The 9,956-nt window shown below is 52.4% G+C and carries 8 protein-coding genes; 2 read left to right on the plus strand and 6 right to left on the minus strand.

The window, feature by feature from the left end; translation table 11 throughout:
• Positions 1 to 129: 129 nt before the first annotated feature.
• Both ACO5R6_RS07310 and rho read right to left on the minus strand, forming a co-directional pair.
• On the minus strand, positions 130 to 1,041 hold the full coding sequence (locus ACO5R6_RS07310) for a carbohydrate kinase family protein (protein WP_485626529.1): 912 nt from the start codon (positions 1,039 to 1,041) through the stop codon (positions 130 to 132).
• Positions 1,042 to 1,132: 91 nt separating this feature from the next.
• On the minus strand, positions 1,133 to 2,812 hold the full coding sequence (rho, locus tag ACO5R6_RS07315) for a transcription termination factor Rho (protein ID WP_485626530.1): 1,680 nt from the start codon (positions 2,810 to 2,812) through the stop codon (positions 1,133 to 1,135).
• Positions 2,813 to 2,994: 182 nt separating this feature from the next.
• Between rho and ACO5R6_RS07320 the strand changes: the two genes are divergently transcribed.
• Together ACO5R6_RS07320 and ACO5R6_RS07325 are read left to right on the plus strand one after the other, a co-directional pair.
• Positions 2,995 to 4,152, plus strand: coding sequence for an NAD(P)-dependent malic enzyme (locus ACO5R6_RS07320; protein WP_485626531.1), 1,158 nt, complete (start codon positions 2,995 to 2,997; stop codon positions 4,150 to 4,152).
• A gap of 69 nt (positions 4,153 to 4,221) precedes the next feature.
• Positions 4,222 to 4,737, plus strand: a complete 516-nt coding sequence (locus tag ACO5R6_RS07325) for a DUF4364 family protein (RefSeq protein ID WP_485626532.1) — start codon at positions 4,222 to 4,224, stop codon at positions 4,735 to 4,737.
• Here the strand turns inward: ACO5R6_RS07325 and ACO5R6_RS07330 are convergent.
• The 4 genes from ACO5R6_RS07330 to ACO5R6_RS07345 form a co-directional block, all read right to left on the minus strand.
• Positions 4,731 to 6,074 (minus strand): MATE family efflux transporter, encoded by a 1,344-nt coding sequence (locus tag ACO5R6_RS07330; protein WP_485626533.1) that lies wholly within the window; start codon positions 6,072 to 6,074, stop codon positions 4,731 to 4,733. The two genes, ACO5R6_RS07325 and ACO5R6_RS07330, sit on opposite strands and share 7 nt — an antisense overlap.
• 57 nt (positions 6,075 to 6,131) lie before the next feature.
• Entirely contained in the window at positions 6,132 to 6,704 is a 573-nt protein-coding gene (locus ACO5R6_RS07335; RefSeq protein WP_485626534.1) for a flavin reductase family protein, read from the minus strand.
• A 27-nt stretch (positions 6,705 to 6,731) separates the two neighbouring features.
• On the minus strand, positions 6,732 to 8,393 hold the full coding sequence (locus ACO5R6_RS07340; protein ID WP_485626535.1) for a putative manganese-dependent inorganic diphosphatase: 1,662 nt from the start codon (positions 8,391 to 8,393) through the stop codon (positions 6,732 to 6,734).
• Between the two features lie 79 nt (positions 8,394 to 8,472).
• On the minus strand, positions 8,473 to 9,792 hold the full coding sequence (locus tag ACO5R6_RS07345) for a hypothetical protein (RefSeq protein ID WP_485626536.1): 1,320 nt from the start codon (positions 9,790 to 9,792) through the stop codon (positions 8,473 to 8,475).
• Positions 9,793 to 9,956: the final 164 nt, after the last annotated feature.

The raw sequence follows: 9,956 nt of genomic DNA on the forward strand, positions 1-9,956 counted from the left end.
ATATTAGCACGGTCTCTCATCTTTTGCAAGCTATCTCCAAACCACTTTTCGCATCTTATCCTTATTCATTTCTTTCACAGATTACGAAATGGATTGTAATCAAACGCTCTTCCTTCAACATCTCGCAAATCAGCAAAAATACTGTTGATACATTTGTTCTAAATTTTCGACGGACAGATCCTGGTTGTACAGGAAAGAAGAGGCAATCGTAAAACCCGAAACAAGGGTGGCATATTTCATACATCTCTCAGCTGGAAACCCATTTTTGACTCCATAAAGATAACCTGAGACAAAAGCATCTCCCGCGCCGTTACTATCAACGGGAGAAAATTGCTCCACAATATCCTGAAATATTTCTTTTCCGTCCGGGCTAAAATACTCTGCACCCTTTTTACCATGCGTACAAACAACGAATTGTTTATCCCGAAGAAGAGCCCTTACCACCTCCTTCATTTTTTCTTCTGTCTTAAGGACATCCGAACTCATAAAAACGGCATTTGCGAAAGGAAGAAATTCCTGATGCCAGGGATTTATCCCGTCAAAATCATGAATATCCACCCAGATTTTATGTTTATGTTTTTTGAGAATAGGGAATAGATGTTTGACAAATTCACAGATATCTAACAGGATAATATCCGCCTCTTCAATGCTTTTTTCATAGGCAATGATGTCAAAATCCTGCCCAGATTTACCATAGTCCGTATAAATACTAATTCTTTCCCCATTTTTATTCATCAGATTCGTATGTCTTTCCGTGGAAGTCTCATCTTCAATATACTGATAGTTGATACCCTCGGATTCTAGGCTGGCCTGTATCTTTCGACCTGCATCATCATTTGCCAGTTTGGTCAACAAAGTGACATCAAGACCCAATCTATGTAAATTGATAGCTTTCCCGGAAGCCGTTCCACCTAGCACATCACGGCGGGCACTGGCAAAGTAGGTGCCTGCTTTTTTAGGAAAATCCTCTATATCGATAATTGTATCCCAGGAGCTTGTTCCAATAACGAGTGCCTTAAGTTGTTTATGCTTCATATTCATATTTATATAACCATCCATTTAAAATGACTGTCCGGGATTCTGCAATTTTCTATATAAACATCACCCAAACACCTGCGCGCCCATACAAAGATCAAAAAATCGGATGGCGCAGGAGCTGTCGGATAAAATCCTTATTATCCTTGGTATGGGCAAACATATTGAGCAGATCCTCTGTATTCTCTTCTGCCCGCTTGCCGTTGATTCCCCGGTGCATGATTCGAACCGCCTCCATCTCCTCCGGATCAAGCAGGAGGTCTTCTCTTCTGGTTCCGCTGGCCACAATATCGACCGCCGGGAAAATGCGGCGCTCGGACAGCCTTCTGTCCAGAATCAGCTCCATATTGCCGGTCCCCTTGAACTCCTCATAGACCACATCATCCATCCGGCTTCCGGTATCGACAAGAGCCGTCGCTAACACCGTCAGACTCCCGCCCTCTCTCATATTGCGGGCCGCTCCAAAGAAGCGCTTTGGCATATAAAGAGCCGCCGGATCCAGACCTCCGGAGAGAATGCGGCCGGAAGAGGTCACCGTCAGATTATAGGCACGAGCCAGTCGGGTGATGGAATCCAGGAGAATAATCACATCCTCCCCCTGCTCTACCAGCCGCTTGGCCCTCTCTATGACCATCTCGGAGACCTTGGTGTGGTGTTCCGGCATCTGGTCGAAGGTAGAGTAGATGATCTCCACATTCTCTCCCCGGATGGTCTCCTTCATGTCGGTGACCTCTTCCGGGCGCTCATCGATTAGGAGGATCATCATGTGCATCTCCGGATGATTCTCCTGAACACTCTTGGCCACTTCCTTGAGGAGAGTCGTCTTGCCGGCCTTGGGCGGCGAGACAATCAGACCCCTCTGCCCCTTGCCGATGGGGGAGATCAGGTCAATGACGCGACTGGCCACGGAGCTTCCCGCACGCTCCAGGCGGATTCTCTCCTCGGGGAAGATGGGGGTCAGGTTCTCAAACGCCTGCCTGCCGCGCAGTTCATCCGGATTGCGCCCGTTGACGCTGTTGATCCGAAGCAGGGCCGCGAACTTATCCGAGGGATTATTCCGCTTCTTAAGCCCCTCGACCCGGTCTCCCGTCTTCATAGCGAAGCGGCGGATCTGCGAGGGTGCCACATAGGCGTCGTCCTCCCCGGTCAGGAAGTTGTCTGTGTGCAAAAAGCCGTAGCCGTCAGGCATAATCTCAAGAATTCCGCAGGCTTCGTCGGCATCCGACATCTGCTCCGCCAGCTGGGAAGAGACCTCGTCTCCTGCCTCCTCCTTGTGCCCCCGGAAAGGATGTCCTCCTTCCTCATGCGGCCGGCGCACCGGCTCGCGGTCCGGCTCCTGACGCGCCTCGTAAGAGTTCTGCTCGCTTCGTCTGTGATAGGTCCGGGAGTAACCTCCGTGCCTGATCTCGTCCGCCGGCTCTTCCTCGACACCCAGATCCAGGTGCGTCTTGATCCGGCGCTGGACCTTCTTGGTCTTCCCGGTGTCCGCCGTCTTCTCCCGGTCTTCCTCCGGCCCGGCGGTCTGGTCCTTCTTTTCGACTCTTAAGGGCTCTGCGGCAGTCTTTGTGGCGATTTTTGCGGCGATCTTTCCGGATTTAAGAGCCTCTTCCGCCTCTGCGACATCCTGGGTCTCTCTGGCGTCAAGTGCCACCATCTCCGCGATCAGATCCGCCTTCCGCTTGATCGTAACGCACTTAATACCCCTGTTCTTGGCAATGGCTCTTAGATCAACCAATTTCAGGGTCTTGTACCGGGCCTCCATAGCGTTTGCTTCCATCCCTATCTCCTCAAAAATGAACGAAAAAATTGACAGATAAATTACAGATAAATTCCAGATGAATTTCATTGTCCGAACGGACCAGATGTGATGTATCCAATATTCGGAGTATATCTTATATTTCCTGTATATGCTATCATTATTTTGCATTTTTTCAACAAAATTTTCCGAGGAGGACAGCAATGGATCAGCATGACAAGATCGCTCTTCAGGCTCATCGCAAATGGTGTGGCAAGATTGAGACCACGGCCAAGGCCAAGGTCTGTTCCCGGGAAGATCTGGCCATCGCCTATACGCCCGGCGTCGCCGCCCCTTGCCGCCTCATTGCCGAGGACAAGAAGGAGGCCTACAACTACACGATCAAGGCCAATACCGTTGCCGTCATCTCGGATGGATCCGCTGTTCTTGGCCTGGGCAACATCGGACCCGAGGCGGCCCTTCCCGTCATGGAGGGCAAGTGCGTCCTCTTCAAGGAATTCGCAGACATCAATGCCTTTCCCATTGTTCTTAAGACCCAGGATACGGAGGAGATGATCCGGACCATCGTCAATCTCTCTCCGGCCTTTGGAGGCATCAATTTAGAGGATATCTCCGCTCCCCGCTGCTTCGAGATTGAGCGCCGGCTCAAGGAGATGCTTGACATTCCCGTCTTCCACGACGACCAGCACGGGACTGCCATCGTCCTCCTGGCCGCCTCCATCAATGCCCTTCGCGTGACCGGGAAGAAGAAAGAGTCTGTAAAGCTTGTCATCAACGGGGCAGGGAGTGCCGGCATTGCGATCGCAAAACTCCTGCTTCGCTATGGCTTTCTTGATATCACCCTCTGTGACCGCCAGGGGATTTTGGCTTCGGACGACAAAAATCTCAACTGGGCCCAGAGGGAGATCTGTCAAGTCACCAACCGAAACAGGATTCACGGCAGCTTGGCAGACGCCCTTGTGGGAGCTGATTTCTTCATCGGCGTCTCTGCTCCGGGCGTCTTGAGCCCAGACATGGTGCGGTCCATGAACAGGGATTCCGTCATCTTCGCCATGGCTAATCCCACGCCTGAGATTATGCCCGATTTAGCCAGGGAGGCGGGCGCCGCCATCGTCGGAACCGGCCGCAGTGATTTCCCCAACCAGATCAATAATGTCGTCGCCTTCCCCGGGATTTTCCGGGGAGCTCTGGAGGCCAGAGCCAAATCCATCACGGAGGAAATGAAACTGGCCGCCGCCGCCGCCCTGGCCGACCTGGTTCCCCCAGACCGGCTTAGCGCAGAGAATATTATGCCGGAGGCATTTGATCCGGAGGTCCCCCGGGTGGTTGCCCGGGCGGTCAGGGACTACGCCATTGACTGAGTCTGCGCTCCTTTTGATCTGTCCTATTTCCTGTGCATGCCGCAAGCCGCGGCAGGGAGGGTTAATCTTTTGACTGAACAGAATCTCCTCTTCAAAATCATGATCCTGCAATTGCTCCACGCTGCCCAAGAGCCTCTGAGCAAATCACAGATCACGGACTTCTTTACTGATTTTCGCTATGCGGATTACTTCAGCCTTCAATCCATCATCTACGAGCTTCTTGAGAGTCGGATGTTAAAGGAGGGGCCCAGATCCAAGGTCCACCTCTACAGCTTGAGCGAGGAGGGGGAGAAGACTCGCGAGGCCTTCTCAGACCGCATCAGTCCGGCAATTGCCCGGGACATCGAGACCTATCTCTCGGACCACAGCATCCGGATCCGCCGGGAGAATTCCCTCCTGGCTGACTATGACAAGGCGGTCGGCGGCGGTTATATCGTCCGCCTGATTGCCCGGGAAGAGGGCAGAGAAATCATTCATCTGAACTTGCATGTGTCCGGAAAGGAACAGGCGCAGGCCCTCTGCTTCAACTGGAAAGTCCGCTACGACCAGGTCTACATGCAGATTATGGACCTCCTCCTTCAATAGATCTGATATTTAAACCGGCTCCGGATGACCATCGTGCATGTCAGGAGGAGGGTTCCCAATTCCACCAGGACTGCAATCATCCAGAGAGACCGGCCTCCCAGGAGAATGGGGAGAAAAAGAATTAAGAGGACCTGCAGCAGAACAGACCTGACCAGGGACAGGAGTGCGGACAACTTCCCGTTGCCGAGGGCGGTAAAGAGAGCCGATCCAAATACATTGAGCCCCATAAAGAGGAAGGCCAGGTCGTAGACACGCATTCCATACACCGTAAGTTCATACAAGACCGGGTCGTAGCCGACGAAAATCCGGGCCAAAAGGCCTGCAAACAGCTCCGCTAAAATGGTCAGAATCAGACTTGCCCCAGAGACGAGAACCAGACTGCGGCGGAAGAGATTGGTTAATTCCTCCCTGTTTCTGGCCCCGTACTGATAGCTGATCACCGGGGAGACTCCCATGGCATAGCCGAAGAAGATGCCGACAAAAATAAAATTAACATACATAATCACCCCGTAAGCGGCGATCCCATTGGTTCCCATATAGTTTAGGAGCTGGCGGTTATATAGCATGCCGACCATCGAAGCGGCAGCATTGGACAGGAACTCACTGGACCCGTTGCTGCATGTCTTGACCAGAGCCCGCGGATTCCACCGGGTCCTCCCCAGGCGCAGAGAAGTCCGGTTTGGAAGAAGGAAAAAGAGGAGCGGAATCAGGCCCCCGATCAGTTCGCTGACCACCGTTGCCCAGGCGGCACCGGCCAGGCCCATGCCAAGCCCTGCCACAAACACAAAATCGAGAAGCATATTGACCAGGCCGGCGGCCAGGGTGATAAGAAAGCCCATGCGGGGCCGCTCCGCAGCGATCAGAAAGCTCTGAAAAAAGTGCTGGAGCATAAAGGCCGTTATGCTGATCATACTGATTCGCGCGTATAGAATACTGTGGGGAAGCAAGTCCTCTGTTGCACCCAGAAGCGTCGCCGCTGCAGGAGCCAGGACATAGCCGATCAAAGAGAGCGTGACACCAAGGGCCAGCAGGGCGTAAGTGATCAGAGAGAAGATTTCATTGGCTTCTCTTCTCTTCTTCTGTCCCAGCTTCAAAGAGACCAGGGCCACGCCTCCCGCCCCGAACATAAAGCCAAAGGCGGCAATCATCATGAGAAGGGGCATGACCAGGTTCAAGGCCGCAAAAGGGACCGCTCCCGCATAATTTGACACAAAAAATCCATCGACAATGCCGTAGATGGATGTGAAAATCATGGTCATGATGGAGTGGCCGGTAAAGCGCAGGAGTTTTCCGTAATCGAAATGGTCCGCCAGTCTTATTTGCTTCTGATTGGTCATGGTGCACTCCTCTTCAGCTAAGACCCCTTTACATCTCAAGATTCTCTTTGGGCCGATTCAGCGCCTGCTCTCCTTCTTCTGCACCGAATAGCCGAAGCTTCCGATTTCTTCTCCAAGGCTATAGTAACTGCCGTGGCTGTAGACGATGGGGTCTGCCTTCTCCAGACAGAAGCTTCCTCTCTCGTCCATATATTCCCTGTCTGCATGAACACGGAGGACTTCCGCAAGAAACATGCTGTGACTGCCGAGCGGGATCTCACGGCAGACTCTGCACTCAATATTGACCGGGCTCTCGCCAATCATGGGACAGTCCACCAGGTCTGCCTCCTCCCTGGTCAGCCGGCAGTGTTCAAACTTATCTGTGTCTCTTCCCGAGACAACCCCGCAGTAGTCCGTAGCCCGGGCCAGATCCCGGGTCGTCAGATTGGCCACGAAGACGCCGGTCTCCCGAATCATTTGATAGGAATGGCGGGAGGGCCGAATCGAAACCGACAGCATGGGCGGATCTGAATTAATGGTTCCGGCCCAGGCCACGGTCAGTATATTGTCCTCTCCCCTGCCGCTTCTGCAGGAGACCATCAAAACCGGAAGAGGATAGAGCATATTGCCCGGCTTCCAACTTTCTTTCATCCTCTGTCTCCTATCTCGACCAAATCTTTACATGAGATGATAGTGAATCGCCTCTATGATCTGAGGCACCACCTGCTTCTTTCTGGATACAACCCCGGGCAGAACGGCGGAGTCGTCCGTCATCCTCTCCTCCCCATAGGCGTCAAGAACCATCTCCCGGCTGTCTGTTCCCGCATAGAGAAGCTCTGTACTCTGTTCCAGGATATTGGTCAGCATGACAAAGGTCATCTGCAAACCCTTCTCCACAATCACAGACTCCATGTATTTGAGAAGATTGCCCTTGATGGAAGACAGTTGCTTGGCAGAGACGCTGGACACCTGAGAGACACCGAAATTGACATCCCCGGCGGCAAAGGTCTTGAAGTCGGTGAACATGATCTCTTCCGTCGACTTATTCTTGAAATTACTGGCCGCTTCAAACATGGCCATCGCGTGCTCTTCTATGTCGATCGCTGCGATCTTGGCCAGATCTCTTGCCGCCGCCTCATCATAGGGGGTACAGGTAGGAGACCGAAACATCAGGGTGTCTGACAGAATGGCAGAGCACATCAGACCCGCGATCTTCTCGGGGATCGGAATTCCATTCTCCTGGTACATCTGATAGATGATGGAGCAGGAACAGCCAAGCGGCTGGTTCCGGAACACAATGGGACTGATCGTCTCAAGGCTTCCCAACCTGTGATGATCAATAATCTCCAGTATATTCGCATCTTCAATGCCGTCCACTGCCTGATTCTTCTCATTGTGGTCTACCAGAATCACCTTCTTCTTCTGTTTGGACAGGAGGATACGGCGGGAAAACATCGCTACATAGCGCATCTTGTCGTCCACGATCGGGAAATCTCTGTGACGGATCTTATTGAGCCGGTCCGTTACGTCCTCAAGATAGTCATCCATTCCGAACCAGACCAGGTTCTTGCTTGTAGTCATGAACTGGCGGATGGGCATGGCCTGGTGAATCAGGCGGGCTGTTGTGAAGGTGTCATAGGCCGTGGAAATAATAACGATCTCCTTCTCCTTGGCCATTTCGACAATCGAATCCTCTACCTGGTTGACCCCGCAGATGATCATGCAGGAGGGATTCTCGTTGATCGCAATCATCTGGTGCTCCCAGGCATTTCCCGTGATCACCATGTCATTGGCGGCTATCTCCCGCCGCATGTTATCCCGGTCGCCGGCCCCGATGACCACCTTTCCCTTGTGAAACACCCCGTGCATATTGCCGGACCAGAGCTTGCCGTCCAGGGTCTCCAGCACATTGCTGTAGGAAGTGCGGGAACTGCTCATGGTCTCGCTGTCATAGATGTTCATGTAGGACCTTGCGATGTCGTCCGAGGTGATGACTCCCTCGATTCGATTCTTATCATCTACAATCGGCAGGGTAACTACATTCAGCTTGCGCATCTGCTCCCAGGCCCTGCGCAGAGAATAATTGCCTCGAACACCGGGCGTATACTTAAGGGCCAGGTCTTTCACCTGGGCGCTGACATCAAATACGGTCTCCGGCTCCTCGAACTGGAAGGTCTTTAGAACATAACGAGTCTCCTCGTTAATCTCCCCGGCCTTCTTGGGAATATAGGTTCCCTGCCCCGTCATGTTTTTATAATGCGCATAGGCAATCGCCGCGCATATCGAATCCGTGTCCGGATTCTTATGGCCGATCACCCAGATCAGGTTATTTGTGCTCAATCCTGCCTCCATTCCCAGCAAGGACAGCTTCCTCCGATAAAAAAATGCAGCAGAAACTGCTGCATTTTCCCTACAATGATCAGAAGACGCCGAATAATTTCAAAAGAATTACAAGCAATCCCACAAAGTCAACCGCGGCAAAGGTTGAGACAAATGCGAACCGTCTCTTCATAGAAGCAAGCCGCGCATCCGCTTCCTTAAGTTCCTCTTCCCGGTGATCCAGGGCCTTGAGCAGGTCCTGAATATTCCGATAGGACTGGACATTCTCCTTGTGGACCTTGGTCGCGATATCCGACTTGACCCCGTCTAAGCCCCCATTCATGCTGGCAATAGCGTCCGCCAGTTCATTGGACATCATCTTGACGGTGTCATCCAGCTTAGACCTCATCCCGACCATCTGACTTCCCATATTCTGGGTCATCATGGTCACCTGGCTTCCCACATCCTGAGTCAGCTGGGTCATCTGGGTCTCCATATCCTGGGTCAGCTGCTGGATCTCTCCGGACATGGAGGACTGCATCTGATTCATCTGACTTCCCATACTCTGGGTCATCTGATCCATCTGATTCCCCATGCTCTGGGTCATCTGGTCCATCTGACTCCCCATGCTCTGGGTCATCTGGTCCATCTGACTCCCCATGTTCTGGCTCATCTGGTCCATCTGACTTCCCATACTCTGGCTCATCCGGTCCATCTGACTCCCCATGCTCTGGCTCATCCGGTCCATCTGACCCCCCATATCCTGGGTCAGCTGCTGGATCCGCCCGGTCACTGAGGACTGCATCTGGCTCATCTGTCCGTCCATCCCCCGGGTCATCTGACTGACCTGACTTCCTATGTCGTTCGTCATCTGATCCAATTTGCTGCGGATGAACGCGTCCTGCTGTATGCGATTTTCCTCTGTCTTCTCAAGAGAGTCCGTGACTTTCTGATTGAGATCCCCCATGTGGTCAGACAGTTTCTGCAGGACCCGGTCTACCTGGCTCTCAACATCTCCCGCAATGCCGTCCGCTTCTTCCTTCTTCTCGGAGATCAGCTGGTTCAGGCGGGACTTCTCCTCTTCCTTGACTCGAACAATCGCATCCAGTTCCCTGACCTGGTTCTGCCGGGTCAGGATCAGATTCTGCAACTGCGTTGCCTTCCGGCGGAAGGAATCAATCTCAGCCAGAAAAGCCAGATCTTCGCTGCTGAACTGGCCTTCCCCGTCAGCCTCATCAGAAGCAGCATGATCGGATGTAGCACCATCGTCCCGGTCGGCATCCACCGTTTCAAGGGACTGAGCTTCTGTCTCTTCGGTCTGCTTATTATTCATATCATCCATATCATCCACATCATCCGGTTGGTTGATTTTCTCATATTCAGGCAGAATACTGAACTTGATTCCTGACGTCTCTGGCATAGCGGCTACATCCTTTCATCACATATAGATTATATTAACATCCCTGCAATTTCTTGACAATACAATCGCAGATGGATTTGCTCCGAAATTCGTCTGCACAAGAATAACGGGGGCTGTGAAAAAACTTCCCTAATGAAAAGAGCGTTCTCGTGCACCAAAGGTGC

The sequence above is a fragment of the Shuttleworthella sp. genome (assembly GCF_057251025.1).

What these genes read in the sequence shown, in the direction of transcription:
- ACO5R6_RS07310 (WP_485626529.1), bottom strand. Translation starts at nt 1,041, where the DNA reads ATGAATATGAAGCATAAACAACTTAAGGCACTCGTTATTGGAACAAGC.
- rho (WP_485626530.1), bottom strand. Translation starts at nt 2,812, where the DNA reads ATGGAAGCAAACGCTATGGAGGCCCGGTACAAGACCCTGAAATTGGTT.
- ACO5R6_RS07320 (WP_485626531.1), top strand. Translation starts at nt 2,995, where the DNA reads ATGGATCAGCATGACAAGATCGCTCTTCAGGCTCATCGCAAATGGTGT.
- ACO5R6_RS07330 (WP_485626533.1), bottom strand. Translation starts at nt 6,074, where the DNA reads ATGACCAATCAGAAGCAAATAAGACTGGCGGACCATTTCGATTACGGA.
- ACO5R6_RS07335 (WP_485626534.1), bottom strand. Translation starts at nt 6,704, where the DNA reads ATGAAAGAAAGTTGGAAGCCGGGCAATATGCTCTATCCTCTTCCGGTT.
- ACO5R6_RS07345 (WP_485626536.1), bottom strand. Translation starts at nt 9,792, where the DNA reads ATGCCAGAGACGTCAGGAATCAAGTTCAGTATTCTGCCTGAATATGAG.